This window comes from Mycobacterium sp. (genome assembly GCF_049802695.1).
Taxonomy (GTDB): Bacteria; Actinomycetota; Actinomycetes; order Mycobacteriales; family Mycobacteriaceae; genus Mycobacterium.
The window spans coordinates 1-17,953 of record NZ_JBARMY010000393.1 but is presented as its reverse complement, the minus strand read 5'-3'; the positions used below and the strand labels follow the sequence as shown (position 1 = coordinate 17,953).

The following is a 17,953-nucleotide window of genomic DNA, read 5'->3' as shown; positions in this document are numbered from 1 at the left end:
GTGCTGGGCAACGCCCGCCGACCCGACGAGTCGTGCGCGCCGCAGCCTGCCGCAGCGGACCCCGGCCCGCCGATGCGGTCGGCGCCCAACGCCGAGGGAGTGAACCCGCCGACGGAGCAGGTTCCCGCCGATCCGCAGCGCATCGTGGTGCTATCCGGTGACCAACTCGACAACTTGTGCGCGTTGGGTCTGCAGTCCCGGATCGTCGACGCCGCACTGCCCGACGGCTCGGAGAGCCAGCCGTCCTATCTGGGCACCGTCATCCATCAGCTGCCCGGCGTCGGCAGCCGCAATGCGCCCAACCTGCCGGCCGTCGCGGCCGCGAAGCCGGATCTGATTGTCGGCTCGGCCGCCTTGACGCCGCAGTTGTATTCAGCGCTGGCCGCGATCGCCCCGACGGTGTTCACGGGGCCACCCGGTGCCGCCTGGCAGGACAACTTGCGTGGTGTGGGGGCCGCGACCGCGCGCGCCGCAGCCGCCGACGAGGTGATCAACGACTTCCAGGCCAAGGCCGATCAGACCGGTGCCGCGCACGATGCCGCCCACTATCAAGTGTCGATCGTCCAGCTGACCGATAAGACGGTGCGGGTCTACGGCGCCAACAATTTTCCGGCGAGTGTGCTTCGGGCAGTGGGGGTGGATCGGCCCGGCTCGCAGCGATTCATCGACAAGCCGTATGCCGAAATCGCCGCGGGCGACGCCGATCTGGCCGGAGCCACGGACTTCTCGGCGGCCGACGCCGACGTCGTCTACGTATCCTTCGCCTCGCCGGCCGCCAAGAACCGCGCGCCGACCGTGTTGGACAGCAACGCCTGGCGGCGGCTTTCCGCGACCCGCGACAACCGCGTGTTCATCGTCAACAACGAGGTGTGGCAGACCGGGCAGGGCGTGGTCGCCGCCCGCGGCATCCTCGACGACCTGCACTTGATCAACGCCCCGATCAATTAGGCCATCGGCCGCAGGCCGACTGCCCTGCCCCCGGTGTGTCTGAAATTACGGTGCCCGAAACCTTTACCTTAGCTAAGCTTTTCTATGTAAATCGACTGGTTCGACAAGGGATGCTGATGACGACTGTTTCTGCTTACGCCGCTACCTCACCGGCTGAACCCTTGACGAAGATCACGATCGAGCGCCGCACTCCCGGTCCGCATGATGTGGCGATCGAGATCAAGTTCGCCGGGATCTGCCACTCGGACATCCACACTGTGCGCGCCGAATGGGGCACACCGACCTATCCGGTCGTTCCCGGTCACGAGATCGCCGGCGTGGTAGCCGCCGTCGGCTCGGAGGTAACCAAGCACAAGGTCGGCGACCGTGTCGGCGTGGGATGTTTCGTCGACTCCTGTCGCGAGTGCAGCAGCTGCCTGGCCGGCCTGGAGCAGTACTGCAAACGTGGGATGACGACCACCTACAACGCGATCGGTCGGGACGGCCAGCAGACCCAGGGCGGCTACAGCCAGGCGATCGTGGTCGACGAGAACTACGTGCTGCGCATCCCGGACTCGTTGCCGCTGGACGCTGCCGCGCCGCTGCTGTGCGCCGGCATCACCCTGTACTCACCGCTGCGGCACTGGAATGCCGGACCGGGCAAACGCATCGCGGTAATTGGCCTGGGCGGGCTGGGACACATGGGTGTCAAGCTCGGCGCCGCGATGGGGGCCGATGTGACGGTGTTGTCCCAGTCGCTGAAGAAGATGGAAGACGGCCTGCGCCTGGGCGCCAGCCACTACTACGCGACCTCGGACCGCGAAACCTTTCGCAATCTGCGCGGCAGCTTCGAATTGATCTTGAACACCGTGTCCGCGAACCTGAGCCTCGGTGACTATCTGAACCTGCTGGACGTCGACGGCACGCTCGTCGAACTCGGTATCCCCGAGCATCCGATGCCGGTGCCCGCCTTCCCGCTCGCGCTGATGCGGCGCAGCCTGTCCGGGTCGAACATCGGCGGCATCGCCGAAACCCAGGAGATGCTCGACTTCTGCGCCGAGCACGGGGTCACACCCGAGATTGAGGTGATCGCGCCGGATTACGTCAATGAGGCCTACGAGCGGGTGGTGGCCAGCGACGTTCGGTATCGATTCGTCCTCGACGCGTCAACCTTGTGAGGCAGCCTTCGGAGCCGCCTCGCCGTTAGCCGCATGTTCGTCGCCGCTTTCGTCTGAGACGTCGTCAATACCCGCGAGCGGCCAACCGGCGGCAGCCAATCGCGCCGCGACCCGGGCGATGTTCTCCGGACCTGCGTCGTAGTGCGTCATGTCGGAGATGAAGTCGGCGATTACGTCGCGGTCGACCTTGCCGTTCGACAGGTCTTCCTCGTCGATGGCGTCGACGACCTCGGTGATCTGCTCTTCGGTCAACGGTGTACTGCGCAGCAGCGCCAGCAGCGCGAGCCGGTCCGGGCCAGGAACGCCGTCGGGGTAGCCGACCTGCAGCCACCGCACCACTGACTTGAAGAACGCGACAGTAGAAGCTGGGGTTATCGCCACTCCCTCAGTTTCGCGGCTGGGCGACAGCCGCGCCACTGACGCGCTGGAGTAATTGCACAATTCACGCCCCATTCACGGAAATATCCGGATCCTCCACCAGCGACGATATGGGGCGGCCGCCGCTACGGCCCAGGCGCAGCTTCAAGCCGGAAACTGTGGACACCACGTGGCAGGCGAGGTAGGGGTTAACGGATTGCCGTTACCGGCTCAACCACAACAGAGAGGGCATTGATGCTGGAGATCACAGTCCCCAGTGGCCAAAAGGTCTACATCGCCCCCAGGCATGTCGTGACCGTGGCATCGGAATCAGGCTTCGACCAGTACGCGGACGTCATCATGGCCGAAGGGCCAAACCTGAAGGCCAAGGGCAGCGCCAAGCAAATCGCAGAGAAGGTGAGCGACGCGCTCGGGGAGATGATGCAATGGCAATGACGCACAGGGCAATGACTTAAGTCTTCAAAAGTCCCAGTCCTCGCCCTCGGTGACGACGGCTTGCCGGTCACGTACGAGGACCCCGATCCGGAGCGGATCCGCGGTTCTCATCGGCGACTGCGGGCAGGTCTTGAGAGGCTAAGCCCGATGCCGTACGCCCTGCTAACGTCAAGAGGTCGATTGGGGGACGCGAATGAACCTCGAGCCGGACTCTCGCGTACGCATAGTCTGCACTGGTACCGATGCGGTCGGACTGCACGACCCCAGAACGATCGGAGTGGCCGCCTGGCACGGCGGCTCGCCCGAGAGCATCACAATCCACACCGCCACCGGAGGCCAGCCGACCGAGTTCGTTGGGCGCGGCGGCGACGTCTTCGCCTACGACCTCGAGTGCCCCGGATGTGCGGGCTCGGTACGCCTCGACCTTGACGAGGCCTGGCGGGGGCGGATCCTCGCCGCAGCAGACGATGTCAACGGGGAGCTGAACGTCTCTGAGCATGTGAAACCGGGCGGCGTCGTCACAGAGGTGCTTGAGCAAGCCGAAGCTCAGCGCGAGCAACTGACTCAGCGGGAAAATTTTGAACAGCGGCGGATCGAGGTTCTCGACGACGTCAGCGAGGATGAGGCGGTGCAAGCGGTTCAGCGCCAAATAACCGATGCCGGCCTCGAATCCACAGAAGGCGAAGCTCGTCGCATCGTGCGCGATGCGAGGGCTAGTGCGCCCGAGTGAGGCACTCGAGTAGTAAGCGGCTTACAGTTGCAGCCCTGAATCGCGGGTTCAGAAGTCCCAGTCCTCGTCCTCGGTGACGACGGCTTTGCCGATCACGTACGACGACCCGGAGCCGGAGAAGAAATCGTGGTTCTCGTCGGCGTTCGGTGACAACGCCGACAGGATTGCCGGGTTCACATCGGTCTCGTCGCGGGGGAACAACGCCTCATACCCAAGGTTCATCAACGCCTTGTTGGCGTTGTAGCGCAGGAACTTCTTGACGTCCTCGGTCAGTCCGACCTCGTCATAGAGGTCCTGGGTGTACTCCACCTCGTTGTCGTAGAGCTCGAAGAGCAACTCGTAGGTGTAGTCCTTGAGTTCGGCCCGCTTGAGCTCGTCTTCCAGCGCCAGCCCGCGCTGGAATTTGTAGCCGATGTAGTAGCCGTGCACAGCCTCGTCACGGATGATCAGCCTGATCATGTCGGCGGTGTTGGTCAGCTTCGCCCGGCTCGACCAGTACATCGGCAGATAGAACCCGGAGTAGAACAAGAAACTCTCCAACAGCGTGGAGGCCACCTTGCGCTTGAGCGGCTCGTCGCCGCGGTAGTACTGCATGACGATCTCGGCCTTGCGCTGGAGGTTGGGGTTCTCCTCCGACCAGCGGAAGGCATCGTCGATCTCCGCGCTGGAGCACAGCGTCGAGAAGATCGAGCTGTAGCTCTTGGCGTGCACGGATTCCATGAACGCGATGTTGGTGTAGACGGCTTCCTCGTGCGGCGTCAGTGCATCGGGGATCAAGCTGACTGCCCCGACCGTGCCCTGAATGGTGTCCAGCAGTGTCAGTCCGGTGAAAACCCGCATCGTCAGCTGCTTTTCGCTCGCCGTCAGCGTGCTCCAGGACGGGATGTCGTTGGACACCGGCACCTTCTCGGGCAGCCAGAAGTTGCCGGTCAGCCGCTCCCAGACCTCGGCATCCTTCTCGTCTTGCAGCCGGTTCCAGTTGATCGCCGACACCCGATCGACCAGCTTCAATCTTTCGGTCACCAGAACCCCACTTCGCCAGGTGAAACGCCATGTATGCAAAGCCTTGCGAGAGCCTGTGCGGCTCGCAACTGAACGCTACCCCTAGGGCCCGACAACCGGATGGAACACCAGGTGTTGTGTTTCGTGTCGCCTAACGTGGGCCGGATCACCTCATGGTCCGAGCTGGGCGGCCGTCGGCTCGGTGGCTTCCAGGATCAGTCGAGCCGCGTCGCCTGGCTGGTCCCAGTGCGGAAAATGACCGCAGTCGTCGAACCAGTGCAACGCCGCATCCGGGAAGAGGTTCTGGGCGCGCTGCGCCTGACTGGCTGCGGTCACCCGATCGTTTCGGCCCCACCCGATGGTCACCCGACCCTTGAGCGAACCAATCCGTGCGCCTTGCTGTTTCGGCCCGTGAACCAGCGCGCGAAAAGCCGCATCGGTGCCGGGCGAGCGCGCGATGCTGTTCAGTTCTTGCAGCACCAGGCCGCGCGGCAATCGCCACGGCTTGGCGGAGAACTGCAGCAGCAATGCGGTTCGGCCGGCTCGGCTGCGGGCCAGCACCGGCAACAGCGGCTGGATGCGCCGCACCAGCGCGATCGAGGCTCCGATCGTGAGGGCGAAAACCTTGACCTGCCTGTCCGTCCAGAAACCGCCCGGATCGAGTGCGACGACGGAACCGGCGTGGCCGCGCCGGGCCAGCTCCAGCGCCATCCGCGCGCCCATCGAACTGCCGACGACGTCGACCGCAACCAGGTGGTGTTCGGCGATGAAGGCTTCGACCGCGTCGGTGAGCGCCGCGATGGTCACCTCGTCGCTCAGTGCCGGACTGTCCCCGAAACCCGGCAGGTCGACGGCGATTACTTCGCGCTGGGCGGACAGCATCGGCAGGACCGGTTCCCAGGTGCGCCGGCTCGACCCCAACCCGTGGATCAGCAGCAGCGGCTCACCCGATCCGTGGCGGGCGAAAGCCATTTGCCGCGCTGCTTCGTCCGCGCTCACCTGACCTTGACACCCAAACACATGGCGCACCGGTTACCCAGTCCGTCCCGACTCAACCGGGTGGGGCGATCAGCCGAGAGCAGCCGCCGGCCTATTGGCCGGCGAACCGGTGCCCACGCCGAAGAATCGGTACTCGGCCGGTTTCAGCGAGCGGGTGCCCAGCCAGTACTGCCACGTGTAGCCGCCCCAGAGCACCCTGTTGTTGCCGTGCTCGTCGAGATACCAGCTGTTGCAGCCGCCGGTGTTCCACACCGAACCGGCCAGCTTGTGCTGTAGTTCCTCGTTGAACCGATCCTGGGCGCTGCGGGTGGGTGCCAGCGCCTGCGCGTCGAGCCGGTCGCACGCCGCAATCGCCTCAGCGACATAGCGGATCTGCGACTCGATCATGAACACCACCGAGTTGTGGCCCAGCCCGGTGTTGGGCCCGAGCAGGAAGAACAGGTTGGGCACGTCGGCGAAAGTGATCCCGCGGTGCGAGCCGAGACCCTCGCGGTTCCAACGGTCAACGAGGTCCTCGCCGCGCAGTCCCTTGATTTGGACGTAGGTGTAGGAGTCGGTGACGTGGAAGCCGGTGGCGAACACGATCACATCCACTTCTCGGAAGGCCTCCCGGCCGGTCCCGTCGGCGGTGACGATTCCGTCGGGCGTGATCCGCTCGATGCTGTCGGTGATCAGCTCAGTCTTCGGATCCGCCACGGCCGGGTAATAAGTGGAGGAATTCAGTATTCGTTTACACCCGATGCGGTAGTGCGGTACGAGTTTGCGGCGCAGATCGCGATCTTTCACCGACCGACGGATATTCCATTTAACAAGTGCCTCAGCCACTTTGAGAATATTCGGGCGTTTGGTCATGCCGTAAGCCAGCGCTTCTTGAGCCCAGTAGATGCCGACCCGCAGCGCTGCGCGCAGCCCGGGCACGTTGGTCAGCGCGCTCCGCACGAATTCGGGCACTTCTTCGTTGGTTCGCGGCACCACCCACGCCGGAGTGCGTTGGTAAAGCTGTAATTCGGCGACCTTGCCGACGATCTCCGGCACGAGCTGGATGGCGCTGGCGCCGGTGCCGATCACCGCGACCCGCTTGCCGGCCAGATCGACACCATGGTTCCATTCGGCGGAATGGAAAGCGGCGCCGCGGAATTCGTCTCGGCCGTCGATGTCGGGTGTGGATGGGATGTGTAGTGCGCCGGCCCCGGATATCAGGAACTGCGTTACGTATTCACGGCCGTCAGCGGTGAATACATGCCAGCGGTATTCCTCGTCGTCCCAGTGCGCGCGGTCGACCAGTGAGCCGAACACCATGTGGCGGCGCAGCCCGTATTTCTCGGTCACACCTCTGAGGTAATCCCAGATCTCCTCCTGGTAGGAGAACAGATGCTTCCAGTCCGGTTTGGGCTCGAAGGAGAACGAGTACAGATGCGACGGTATGTCGCATGCGCAACCGGGGTAGCTGTTGTCGCGCCAGGTGCCCCCGATGTCGTCGGCTTTTTCCAAGATGACGAATTCGACACCTTGCTTCTGCAAGGCGATGGCCATCCCCAGTCCGGAGAAACCGGTGCCGATGATGAGGGCGCGGGTATGGATCGGCGGTGCCTGCGACGCGGGCTGGTGCGTCGACTCGGCAACAGTCATTGCGGATCGTCTTTCTGCTCGGGTATTTCGCTCAATCTTCACGCTCGCCGGCATCGGCGCAAGTACCCAGTACCTCGGGTACTGGGAAGTGTCGTCGATCGTAAGGGTCGTGTCAACGGCAGCCTCAGGTGGCCGCCGGATTGCGCGGGGCCGCGGCGTGAATGGGCAGGTCTGGGTCCATCTTGATGCCGAGCACCTCGGCGGTGCCGTTGATGACGCCCATCATGATCGTCGTCAGGTGAGCGACGAATTCGTCGCGTGGCATGCGGCGAGGGCTATCGGGTTCAGGCCCCAGCCACCAATCGGTGGTCGACTGGGCCGACCCGAACGCAGCGAAGGCGGCGAGTTCGATAGCGGCGCGGTCCAACTGCACCTCCCGCAATTCGTTGTCGAACATCGCGGCCATCGTCAGGGTGATCTCGCGACCCTCGTTGAGGGTGCGCATCGTGGCCTCGGACTGTTCGGGGAAGCGCCCCTGAATGAAGAACCGCACCACGTTGGGATGCTGATCGACGAGCTTCACGTATTCCTCGACGCTGCGGCCGATCACCTCACGGGCCGAGTTCGTTTTGAAGTCGATCGACGGGAAGATCGCCGCCCACAGCATGTCGCGCAGGCGTTCCCCGATCGCCTGAAACAAGTCGGACTTGTCGACAAAGTGGCGGTAGATTTTCGGCTTGGCGGTGCCAGCCTCCTCGGCGATCTCGCGCACGCTGACGTCGGGGCCTTGCCGGTCGATTGCGCGGAAGGCCGCCTCGACGATCTCCCCGCGCACCTTCTTGCGGTGCTCGCGCCAGCGTTCGCTGCGGGCGTCGACCTTCACGCCGGCATCAGCACCGGATCTGGGTAAGCCAACTCTCACGCAAGCACCTTACCGCCTCGCAGCCACTGACCTGGGCAGACCGATTTGGCTACCGCCAAGTGAGTGATTCACTTTTTCGTTGGTAGAACAACCCGGCCAGTTGGCTCAGGAAGTCCGTGGTGAAGCCGGACGGCCCTACAGCATGCAGGACACGCAGCCCTCGACCTCGGTACCTTCCAGCGCCATCTGGCGCAACCGGATGTAGTACAACGTCTTGATGCCCTTGCGCCACGCATAGATCTGCGCCTTGTTCACATCGCGGGTAGTCGCGGTGTCTTTGAAGAACAGCGTCAGCGAAAGACCTTGATCCACATGCTGAGTGGCGGCGGCGTAGGTGTCGATGATCTTTTCGTAGCCGATCTCATAGGCATCCTGGTAGTACTCCAGGTTGTCGTTGGTCATGTAGGGCGCCGGGTAGTAGACCCGGCCGATCTTGCCCTCCTTGCGAATCTCGACCTTGGACACGATCGGGTGAATCGACGACGTCGAGTGGTTGATGTAGGAAATCGACCCGGTGGGGGGCACCGCCTGCAGGTTCTGGTTGTAAATGCCGTGCGCCTGCACCGACTCCTTCAACCGCCGCCAGTCATCCTGGTTCGGGATGCGAATCCCGGCGTCAGCGAACAACTCCCGCACCCTGGCAGTCTGTGGTTCCCACGCCTGCTCGGTGTATTTGTCGAAGAACTCCCCCGACGCGTATTTCGACCGCTCGAAGCCCTTGAAGCGCGTACCCCGTTCGATCGCGATGCGGTTCGACGCCCGCAGTGCATGGTAGAGAACGGTGTAGAAATAAAGGTTGGTGAAGTCGACGCCCTCTTCTGAACCGTAGAAGATCCGTTCCCGGGCCAGGTAGCCGTGCAGATTCATCTGGCCGAGGCCGATCGCGTGAGAGTCGTTGTTGCCCTGCTCAATTGACGGAACCGACCAGATGTGAGTCTGATCCGACACCGCGGTCAACGCGCGGATCGCCACTTCGATGCTTTGCGGGAAGTCCGGTGAATCCATCGTCTTGGCGATGTTCAGCGACCCCAGGTTGCACGAGATGTCTTTGCCCACCTTCGCGTAGCTCAAATCCTCGTTGAACAGCGACGGCGTGGATACCTGCAAGATCTCCGAGCACAGATTGGAGTGGGTGATCTTGCCCTCGACCGGGTTGGCGCGGTTGACCGTGTCCTCGTACATGATGTACGGGTAACCCGACTCGAACTGCAGCTCAGCCAGCGTCTGGAAGAATTCGCGCGCCTTGATTTTCGTCTTGCGGATGCGGGCGTCGTCGACCATTTCGTAGTACTTCTCGGTGACCGAGATGTCGGCGAACGGCACGCCGTACACCCGCTCGACGTCGTAGGGCGAGAACAAGTACATGTCGTCGTTGCGCTTGGCGAGCTCGAACGTGATGTCGGGAATCACCACGCCCAGCGACAACGTCTTGATGCGGATCTTCTCGTCGGCGTTTTCCCGCTTGGTGTCCAGGAAGCGACAGATGTCGGGGTGGTGGGCTTGCAGGTACACCGCTCCCGCGCCCTGGCGTGCGCCGAGCTGATTGGCGTAGGAGAACGAGTCTTCGAGCAGCTTCATGATCGGGATGACGCCGGACGACTGGTTCTCGATGTTCTTGATCGGCGCGCCGTGTTCGCGAATGTTGCTCAGCAGCAGCGCCACTCCCCCGCCGCGCTTGGACAGCTGTAAGGCGGAGTTGATAGAACGGCCGATCGACTCCATGTTGTCCTCGATGCGCAGCAGAAAACAATTGTGCACGACCGCGCCACGAATTGCGTAGGTATGCGTGCCTTCTACGTGAAGGTTGTACACCTTCTCCGGGACTTGCTGCGTGCGCTTAACTTCGCGGATTCCATATACGTGCCTCCCATGCACGACCTGGTAAGTATCTCGCGACGATCCTTTTCGGCCCACGTAGTTATGCAGGTTCTTGCCGACATCGAAAATGAACTCTTCATTGGTGCCGGGCAGCCCGGGGACGAACAGCTGACCCGTAGCGTTGCCTGCTTGATTGACGTACTGGCGGATTCTGGACACGACTCCTAACCGGCGCGCGATGAGCTGAACTTGATCAATCAATTCCGGGTTTACCAGGTCGAGCACCATCCCGCCGGCGGTGCAGCACCCGTCTCCGCGGAACAACCCTGCCAACAGTCCGCGCTGGAACTCTTCATCAGCTGTCAAGACGTCGTGTGACAAACGCTTCGAGCGGTATCCAGTTCCGACCATGGAAAGGAAGAGCGACGACACGACCATGCTGTTGCACACCATGCGAACCGAGTGGTCCGAAACACTCGGGTTGACAGCGAGGTCGGCCGCGAACACTCGCTTGAACGCCGCGGCCAACTCTTGCTGGTACTCAAGTTCGTGCGCGCCGAGCGTGAAGTGAATACCGTTGGGCGTTATGCCGTCCGAGCATGGTCGCTTGGATACGTAGCCTTCCGATACGTACCAACCCAGGATGAGGCCGAGGTCGTACGACTCCTCGACATAGCGGTTCACCGAGACGAAGCCCATTCGGTGACGCTGCTTGCTGCGGTGCTTCGCGTCGGAGTTCACCTTGCGAATGAGCCCGTCAACCTCTTCGTACACGCCTGAGCCGACGTACTTCATCAGATCGTATACGCGCCGCTCACGTTGCTCCAGGGGTGCCGTTGTCACGATGAAGTCTTCCGCGTGAACGTCTTTGGCAGCTAGCCATAAGAATCCATTGAAAGGATCGGCACCATCGCCTTCAATGAGACTCTCCACCTGGCGCGTCGTCCACACCAGGATCGGATGCTCCGGAGTGCATCGAATCGGCTCTTTGTGCCCAAAGTGTGAGATCGAGACAAGGGCTTGGTCATTGGGGTTCTCGACGACGGATTCGACTACGGAGAAGGACCCGTCGTGCGACAGCACCCGGTCGCCGGGCCGCAGAATCTCGATCGCCTTTGGCCCTTCAGGCGTATCCACCGGAGTTCCGGCTGGAAAGCAGCTCACCGGCTCGCCGCGCTGCTTCTTGCCCGAGTTGAGAAACGTCGGGGTCGCCGGCTGGAACCGGCCGTCGATGATCTCGTCGACCAGTTTCTCGGCCAGCGCCGTGTCGCCGGCTGCCAGCGTGAGCGCCACCATGCACACCCGGTCCTCGAAGCGCTCGAGATACCGCTTGCCGTCGAAAGTCTTCAACGTGTAGGAGGTGTAGTACTTGAACGCACCAAGGAAGGTCGGGAAGCGGAACTTCTTCGCATAGGCCCGGTCGAGCAGGGTTTTGACAAAGTTGCGCGAATACTGGTCGAGAACCTCACGCTCGTAATAGTTCTCGCGGATCAGGTAGTCGAGCTTCTCGTCCTGATTGTGGAAGAAGACGGTGTTCTGGTTGACGTGCTGCAAGAAGTACTGGTGTGCGGCCTCGTGGTCCTTCTCGAACTGGATCCTGCCGTCCGCGTCGTACAGATTCAGCATCGCGTTGAGCGCGTGGTAATCCGTCTCGCCGGGTAGAGTGCCGTGTCCGGCGACTGTTACAGGCTCTGCAGTTGTGACGCTTGGTGGCACGTCTTGTCCTTCCAGAAGTCAGCCAGACCCATCCGGACGGCTTGCACGTCGTCCGGGGTTCCCATCAGTTCGAAGCGGTAGAGGTACGGAACGCCGCACTTGCCGGAGACGACGTTGCCTGCGTAGGCGAACTCGGCCCCGAAGTTGTTGTTGCCGGCGGCGATCACGCCACGCAGCAGTCCTCGATTGTGTTCGTCGTTCAAGAAAGCGATGACCTGTTTGGGGACATAGCCACCGGCATTTGACGTCGGGTCGAGGTTTGGGTTACTACGGCCGCCCCCGTAGGTGGGCAGCACCAGCACATAGGGCGCGTCGACCTCGATGCGGTCGTGCAGCGGTATCCGCGTGGCGGGAACACCCAGCTTCTGCACGAAGCGGTGGGTGTTCTCCGACACGCTGGAGAAATACACCAGATTGCCCACCCGGTCGTCCCCGGCCACCCGTCCTCCTTCTATTACGCGGTGAGCGCCGTGCCGGCGAGCGCCTTGATGCGATCCGGCCGGAAGCCCGACCAGTGCTCGTTCCCGGCCACCACAATCGGAGCCTGGAGGTAGCCCAGCGCCATGACATAGTCACGGGCCTCGGAGTCGAGAGTGATGTCCACCTTCTCGTAGGTGAGGCCCTGCTTGTCCATCGCTTTGTAGGTGGCGTTGCACTGCACGCAGGCGGGCTTTGTGTAAACGGTGATCGTCATCGGCAGTGCGACTCCTCTGCGCAAGGTGGGACTTCAATGTCTGACATAGGGACGGACTGGCAACTACTCGGGTACTGCTGCTGCACTGCTCTTCAGGAGACCGTCGACCCCCGGAATTCCTGTCTTTGGAGTCGCATCACCCGGCACCGTGGTGCCGGGTGATGCGGCCCGGCCGACCCTGGCGAACCTGGGTCTGTCGGTGTCCAAAACACTACACCTAGTGGGTGACATTCAGAAGAGATACAAGATGTTCTGAACAACATTCGTGAAATTCCCTGGTCGTAAGGGTGCGCCGAGCGTCTCTTCCGGCGTGTCGCAGCTCACGTCCGGCGGTGGTGGCGTCATATCATCGTATCTACCACCCGGCACCGACAAGCAGACCGTGCACATCCGTTCAGCAAAGCCCAACCGGCGACTCTGCGAAGTCATCCGCGACACGCCGCTGCGGCGTACAGATCGGCAGAGTCACCGCCGTCTCAGTTCACCTCGGCGGCCAGCTTGCCCACCACGTCACGCACGCTGGCGACCAGCTCGGCGTGCTCCCGCGGATGCTGGCCGTTGAGCGATTTGAACGGCACCGACAACTTGATCGCCTCGACGACGCGGGCGCCGGCGATGCCGAACGACTTGCGAGTCTCGTCGTGCGCCCACACTCCGCCGTACTGACCCAGGGATCCGCCGATGACTGCCAACGGCTTGCCCTTCAACGCGCCGTTGCCGAACGGCCGGGACAGCCAGTCGATCGCGTTCTTGACCACGCCGGGAATGCTGCCGTTGTACTCCGGTGTGACGACCAGCGCGGCGTCGGCGTCGGCGGCGGCGGCGCGCAGGGCGGTCACCGCCGCAGGTCCCTCGATTTCGGCACCCATCGCGGGGTCAATGTCCTCGTTGTAGAACGGCAGGTCCCCCAGCCCGTCGAAGACGGTGACGAGCACATCGTCCTGAGCGGCGGCCACCGCCAGCTCGGCCAACTGACGGTTGATCGACGCGGCACGCAAGCTGCCCACCAACGCCAGAACTTTGATCTGCGCCATCTTCTGCTTCCCTTCGCCCGTGGTTCTACATCCTCGCACGGCCTAACCGGACCACAGTCCGGATTATTCCAACCGCGATAGTATGCACTGATGAGCGTCACCGGCCGCATAGGTGAGCTGGCTGTATCGGCTCCCCCTGAGCGGAACGACGCGGCGCGCAATCGAGCGCTGTTGCTCGATGCGGCGCGCCGGCTCATCTCCGAACGGGGCGCCGACGCCGTCACGATGGATGACATCGCCGCCGCCGCGGGCGTGGGGAAGGGAACGGTGTTCCGCCGGTTCGGCAACCGGGCCGGCCTGATGATGGTGCTCCTCGACGAGGACGAGCGCGCGAATCAACAGGCTTTCCTTTTCGGGTCCCCGCCACTGGGTCCCGATGCGCCGCCGCGGGACCGTCTGCTCGCCTTCGGCCGCGAACGGCTGCGCTTCGTGCAGACCCATCACGTCCTGCTCTCAGAAGCCAATCGCGATCCGCACACCCGCTACAACGCACCGGCGATGGTGATCCGCACGCACATCCGGATGCTGCTGGCCGCGGCCGAAACGACGGGTGACCTGGATGCTCAGACCGACGCGCTGCTCGTGCTGCTCGACGCCGACTACGTCGACCACCAGTTATGCGACCGCGGTCATACCCTGCAGACGTTGGGCGCTGCGTGGGAAAGCCTGGCATGCAAGCTGTGCGGCCGGTAACCGAAGCGGGATCCCACTGGATCTTGCATGTCGACCTCGACCAGTTCCTGGCGTCGGTGGAGTTGCGTCGCCGCCCCGAACTGGCCGGGCTGCCGGTCATCGTCGGCGGCAATGGTGACCCGACCGAACCCCGGAAGGTCGTCACCTGTGCTTCGTATCCGGCTCGGGAATTCGGTGTACGTGCAGGCATGCCGCTGCGGGCGGCGGCACGCCGCTGTCCCGAAGCCACGTTCCTGGCGTCTGACCCCGCGGCGTACGACGCTGCGTCCGAGGAGGTCATGGCCGTGCTGCGGGACGTGGGACACCCGGTGGAGGTTTGGGGCTGGGATGAGGCCTACGTGAAAGTCGCCGACGGGCAGGAGCCCGTCGCGGTGGCCGAGCAGATCCGCGCGGTCATCGCTTCGGAAACCGGGCTGTCGTGTTCGGTCGGGATCAGCGACAACAAGCAGCGCGCCAAAGCCGCCACCGGCTTCGCCAAGCCGGCCGGCGTCTTTGCTCTCACCGACGCCAACTGGATGACGGTGATGGGCGACCGGCCGGTCGACGAGCTGTGGGGAGTCGGTCCCAAGACCGCGAAAAAGCTCGCCGGGCTGCAAGTCACGAGTGTTCGGCAGCTGGCTCACACCGACGCGGAGTTGCTCACCTCGACGTTCGGTCCGCGGACCGGTTTGTGGCTGCTGCTGCTCGCCAAGGGTGGCGGCGACACCTCGGTGAGCGCCGAGCCGTGGGTGCCGCGATCCCGAAGCCACGTTGTCACCTTCCCGCACGATCTCACCGACCGCGACGAGATGGCGACGGCCGTCGTCGCGTTGGCGCAGCGGACACTTGGCGATGCCGTTGCTCAGGCGCGGATCGTCACGCGGGTGGCCGTCACAGTCCGCACCGCCACCTTTTACACCCGGACCAAGATTCGCAAACTGGCCGAGCCGACGACCGATCCCGAGCCGGTCGTCGACGCAGCGTTGCGCATCCTCGACCTATTCGAACTAGACCGTCCTGTCCGGCTGCTAGGGATACGGCTCGAACTGGCGCCGGTGGACCCGCCGCAACACGCCCCGGCGGGTCAGCGCGACGGCGCCGCGGGGCGCAGCGCCCGGTAGAAGACCCGGTTGGTCTGGCGCATCGCGATGCTGTAAGGCCACCAGGCCAGCCGCTTGAACGCATACAACGCCCGGATGTCGGCGGAGGTATAGATCAGAAACCGGTTCCGCACGACACCGGCCAGGATCTTCTCCGCCGCCCGTTCCGGTGTCACGGCATGGCCGCTGAAGCGGTCCACCCAGCGGCGCACCCTGGGGTCTTCGCGATTGACGCCGGCGATTTCGACGGTGTTCACCAGCGGGGTGTTCACCGCGCCGGGCACCACCACCGAGACTCCGATGCGGTGCCGGGCCAAGTCGAATCGAAGCACTTCGGAAAGGCCGCGCAGGCCGAACTTGCTCGCGCTATAGGCGGCATGCCAGGGCAGCGCAACCAGTCCGGCAGCCGACGACACGTTGACCAGATGCCCACCTCGGCCGGCCGCCACCATCGCCGGCAGGAACGATTCGATCACGTGAATCGGCCCCATCAGGTTGATCGCCACCATCTTGTTCCACTGCTCGTGCGAAAGGCGGTCGACGGTTCCCCACGCGGATACTCCGGCGATGTTCATCACGACGTCCATACTCGGATGGCGCGCGTGGATGTCTTCGGCAAACGAGGCGACGTCGTCGTAGTTGACGACGTCGAGAACCCGGTGCTCGGCCACCGTCGCGCCCAGCGCACGTGCGTCGGCCACGGTCACCGCCAGAGCCTCGGCGTTGCGGTCAGTCAGGTAGAGCTCGGCGCCGTGGGTGGCGAGTCGCAGCGCGGTGGCGCGACCGATGCCACTGGCCGCACCGGTGAGAAAACACCTCTTGCCCGCGAACGTCGTCTTTGCCATGGCGGTGACGATACCGGCGTGCCGTTACTGTCCCGCTAGCGGCGACCGCCCCATAACGCGTTGAGCCACAACTGCTCCAGTACCCGCACTCCGCGCTGGACATCGGCGTCGGGCCCTAAGAAGGTGACGTCGCCGGAGAGCATCAGCGCGGTGGTCGCCGCCAGCGTGCGAACCAGGGCCGGGATGTCGTCGCTGATCGGATGGGCGGTGCCGGCTTTGAATTCCTCTTCGACGACACCGATGACCTGCTCGATCACCGTGTCGACCTGCTGGTCGAGAATTTCGCGGATCTCAGCGTCGGTGTTGCGGGCGACGTTGCACGCCGACATCACCGGATCGTTGTGCGCGTACACCGCAGCGGCACTGCCCACCATCCGCTTCGCGAAAGCCGCAGGCGACTCGTCGGGGCCTCTGGGGGCGAAGTACTGAGTGAGTTCTTCCAGTTCGTGGGTGGCCTCGGCCAGGATCTGGGCAAGCACCGAGTATTTCGAGTCGAAATAAAAGTAAAAGCCGGAGCGGGCGACGCCGGCCCGATCGCTGATCGTGCTGACCGACAGCTCCGCAAAGGGCTTCTCTTCCAGCAACTCACGTACCGCCCGCAGGATCGCCTGCCGCTGCCTGTCACCCCGCCGCTTGGGCAGCGACGCGGACCCGTTGTGGCCGGCGGCGACCGGCGGCTCGCGCTGGGTGCTCACCGTTCGACCTTGCACCACGCCGGGGCGAAAAGGAAACTTGACAGCCGTCAAGTGGCATCGAAAGATGATGGAGAGTGACGGCCGCCACAAACGCGAAGGAGCGTGCGCGATGCCAACTGTTCCCGAGGCCACCATCAGCACCACGGACTATCTTCTCGATCAAGCGCGCCGCCGCTTCACCCCATCGTTCAACAATTTCCCGGGCATGGGTGCCGTCGAGCGCAGGCTGTTGAACACCGACTTTGCCGAGCACACCCTGGCGGAGCCGCCACCCGGCAGCGGGCTGAAGCCGGTCGTCGGCGATCGGGGCCTGCCCGTCATCGGCCACATCATCGAGATGCTGCGCGGCGGACCCGATTACCTGATGCACATGTATCAGACCAAGGGTCCGGTGGTGTTCGGGGACTCACCGGTGCTGCCGGGTGTCGCGGCGCTGGGCCCCGACGCCGCGCAGGTTGTCTACTCCAACCGCAACAAGGACTACTCGCAGCAGGGCTGGGTGCCGGTGATCGGGCCGTTCTTCCACCGCGGCCTGATGCTGCTCGACTTCGACGAGCACATGCTCCACCGCCGGATCATGCAGGAGGCGTTTGTCCGCTCCCGGCTGGTCGGATACGTCGAGCAGATGGACCAGGTCGTGTCACAGGTGATCGCCGACGATTGGGTCGCCGACGACGCGCGCTTCCTGCTCTATCCGGCGATGAAGGAGCTGACTCTCGACATCGCCTCAATGGTGTTCATGGGGCATGAGCCGGGCACCGACCATGAGCTGGTGACCAAGGTGAACAAGGCATTCACCATCACCGTCCGAGCCGGCAATGCGATCATCCGCACCAGCGTGCCGCCGCTCAAGTGGTGGCGGGGCCTGAAGGCGCGGCAACTGTTGGAGGACTATTTCGCCGAACGCGTCGCTGAGCGCCGTGGCAAGGACGGCAACGACCTGCTGACGGTGTTGTGCCACACCGAGGACGAGGACGGCAATAAGTTCTCCGACTCCGACATCGTCAACCACATGATTTTCCTGATGATGGCCGCGCACGACACGTCCACCACGACCACAACAGCGATGGTCTACAACCTGGCCGCGAATCCGCACTGGCAGCAGCGTTGCCGTGACGAGTCCGACCGGCTCGGCGAGGGACCATTGGACATCGAATCGCTGGAAAAGCTGGAGTCGCTCGACCTGGTGATGAACGAGTCGATCAGGATCGTGACCCCGGTGCAGTGGGCGATGCGCCA

18 protein-coding genes are annotated in these 17,953 nt (G+C 63.6%); 7 read left to right on the top strand and 11 right to left on the bottom strand.

The window, feature by feature from the left end; genetic code table 11:
* Both WA317_RS16090 and WA317_RS16085 read left to right on the top strand, forming a co-directional pair.
* Nucleotides 1–948, top strand: a 948-nt coding sequence (locus WA317_RS16090; RefSeq protein ID WP_425173978.1) for an iron-siderophore ABC transporter substrate-binding protein, incomplete at its 5' end; no start/stop codon positions are given.
* Between the two features lie 116 nt (nucleotides 949–1,064).
* A complete protein-coding gene (locus tag WA317_RS16085) occupies nucleotides 1,065–2,105 on the top strand; it encodes an NAD(P)-dependent alcohol dehydrogenase (RefSeq protein WP_425173977.1) in 1,041 nt (346 codons plus the stop codon).
* Here the strand turns inward: WA317_RS16085 and WA317_RS16080 are convergent.
* Nucleotides 2,094–2,486, bottom strand: a complete 393-nt coding sequence (locus WA317_RS16080) for a DUF3349 domain-containing protein (RefSeq protein ID WP_425173976.1) — start codon at nucleotides 2,484–2,486, stop codon at nucleotides 2,094–2,096. The genes WA317_RS16085 and WA317_RS16080 overlap by 12 nt on opposite strands.
* A 231-nt stretch (nucleotides 2,487–2,717) precedes the next feature.
* On the opposite strand from WA317_RS16080, the gene WA317_RS16075 reads away from it, so the two are divergent.
* Both WA317_RS16075 and WA317_RS16070 read left to right on the top strand, forming a co-directional pair.
* Complete coding sequence (locus tag WA317_RS16075) at nucleotides 2,718–2,918, top strand: hypothetical protein (protein ID WP_425173975.1); 201 nt, start codon at nucleotides 2,718–2,720, stop codon at nucleotides 2,916–2,918.
* Nucleotides 2,919–3,195: 277 nt separating this feature from the next.
* Nucleotides 3,196–3,648 carry a hypothetical protein gene (locus WA317_RS16070; RefSeq protein ID WP_425173974.1) on the top strand — a complete coding sequence of 151 codons (453 nt, stop codon included), beginning with the start codon at nucleotides 3,196–3,198 and terminating at the stop codon, nucleotides 3,646–3,648.
* A 48-nt stretch (nucleotides 3,649–3,696) separates the two neighbouring features.
* Here WA317_RS16070 and nrdF read toward each other — a convergent pair whose 3' ends face one another.
* The 8 genes from nrdF to WA317_RS16030 all read right to left on the bottom strand — a co-directional run bounded on the left by nrdF (nucleotide 3,697) and on the right by WA317_RS16030 (nucleotide 13,402).
* Complete coding sequence (gene nrdF, locus WA317_RS16065; RefSeq protein ID WP_425173973.1) at nucleotides 3,697–4,671, bottom strand: class 1b ribonucleoside-diphosphate reductase subunit beta; 975 nt, start codon at nucleotides 4,669–4,671, stop codon at nucleotides 3,697–3,699.
* A 150-nt stretch (nucleotides 4,672–4,821) separates the two neighbouring features.
* Complete coding sequence (locus tag WA317_RS16060; protein ID WP_425173972.1) at nucleotides 4,822–5,622, bottom strand: alpha/beta fold hydrolase; 801 nt, start codon at nucleotides 5,620–5,622, stop codon at nucleotides 4,822–4,824.
* Between the two features lie 96 nt (nucleotides 5,623–5,718).
* Complete coding sequence (locus WA317_RS16055) at nucleotides 5,719–7,278, bottom strand: flavin-containing monooxygenase (protein ID WP_425173971.1); 1,560 nt, start codon at nucleotides 7,276–7,278, stop codon at nucleotides 5,719–5,721.
* Between the two features lie 124 nt (nucleotides 7,279–7,402).
* Nucleotides 7,403–8,140: a TetR/AcrR family transcriptional regulator gene (locus WA317_RS16050; protein ID WP_425173970.1), complete on the bottom strand. Its 738-nt coding sequence runs from the start codon at nucleotides 8,138–8,140 to the stop codon at nucleotides 7,403–7,405.
* Between the two features lie 135 nt (nucleotides 8,141–8,275).
* On the bottom strand, nucleotides 8,276–11,674 hold the full coding sequence (gene nrdE, locus WA317_RS16045) for a class 1b ribonucleoside-diphosphate reductase subunit alpha (protein ID WP_425173969.1): 3,399 nt from the start codon (nucleotides 11,672–11,674) through the stop codon (nucleotides 8,276–8,278).
* Nucleotides 11,641–12,096: a class Ib ribonucleoside-diphosphate reductase assembly flavoprotein NrdI gene (gene nrdI / locus WA317_RS16040; protein ID WP_425173979.1), complete on the bottom strand. Its 456-nt coding sequence runs from the start codon at nucleotides 12,094–12,096 to the stop codon at nucleotides 11,641–11,643. Before nrdI ends, nrdE begins: the two co-directional genes overlap by 34 nt.
* A gap of 32 nt (nucleotides 12,097–12,128) precedes the next feature.
* Complete coding sequence (locus WA317_RS16035; RefSeq protein WP_425173968.1) at nucleotides 12,129–12,368, bottom strand: redoxin NrdH; 240 nt, start codon at nucleotides 12,366–12,368, stop codon at nucleotides 12,129–12,131.
* A 476-nt stretch (nucleotides 12,369–12,844) separates the two neighbouring features.
* Nucleotides 12,845–13,402: an NAD(P)H-dependent oxidoreductase gene (locus tag WA317_RS16030; protein WP_425173967.1), complete on the bottom strand. Its 558-nt coding sequence runs from the start codon at nucleotides 13,400–13,402 to the stop codon at nucleotides 12,845–12,847.
* A 90-nt stretch (nucleotides 13,403–13,492) separates the two neighbouring features.
* Between WA317_RS16030 and WA317_RS16025 the strand changes: the two genes are divergently transcribed.
* Both WA317_RS16025 and WA317_RS16020 read left to right on the top strand, forming a co-directional pair.
* Complete coding sequence (locus WA317_RS16025; protein ID WP_425173966.1) at nucleotides 13,493–14,095, top strand: TetR/AcrR family transcriptional regulator; 603 nt, start codon at nucleotides 13,493–13,495, stop codon at nucleotides 14,093–14,095.
* Nucleotides 14,074–15,195, top strand: coding sequence for a DNA polymerase IV (locus tag WA317_RS16020; protein WP_425173965.1), 1,122 nt, complete (start codon nucleotides 14,074–14,076; stop codon nucleotides 15,193–15,195). Before WA317_RS16025 ends, WA317_RS16020 begins: the two co-directional genes overlap by 22 nt.
* On the opposite strand, the gene WA317_RS16015 is transcribed toward WA317_RS16020, so the two are convergent.
* Entirely contained in the window at nucleotides 15,159–16,019 is an 861-nt protein-coding gene (locus tag WA317_RS16015; protein ID WP_425173964.1) for an SDR family oxidoreductase, read from the bottom strand. The genes WA317_RS16020 and WA317_RS16015 overlap by 37 nt on opposite strands.
* Nucleotides 16,020–16,054: 35 nt before the next feature.
* On the bottom strand, nucleotides 16,055–16,714 hold the full coding sequence (locus tag WA317_RS16010) for a TetR/AcrR family transcriptional regulator (protein WP_425173963.1): 660 nt from the start codon (nucleotides 16,712–16,714) through the stop codon (nucleotides 16,055–16,057).
* Nucleotides 16,715–16,823: 109 nt separating this feature from the next.
* Between WA317_RS16010 and WA317_RS16005 the strand changes: the two genes are divergently transcribed.
* A partial coding sequence (locus WA317_RS16005; protein WP_425173962.1) for a cytochrome P450 occupies nucleotides 16,824–17,953 on the top strand: 1,130 nt, incomplete at its 3' end.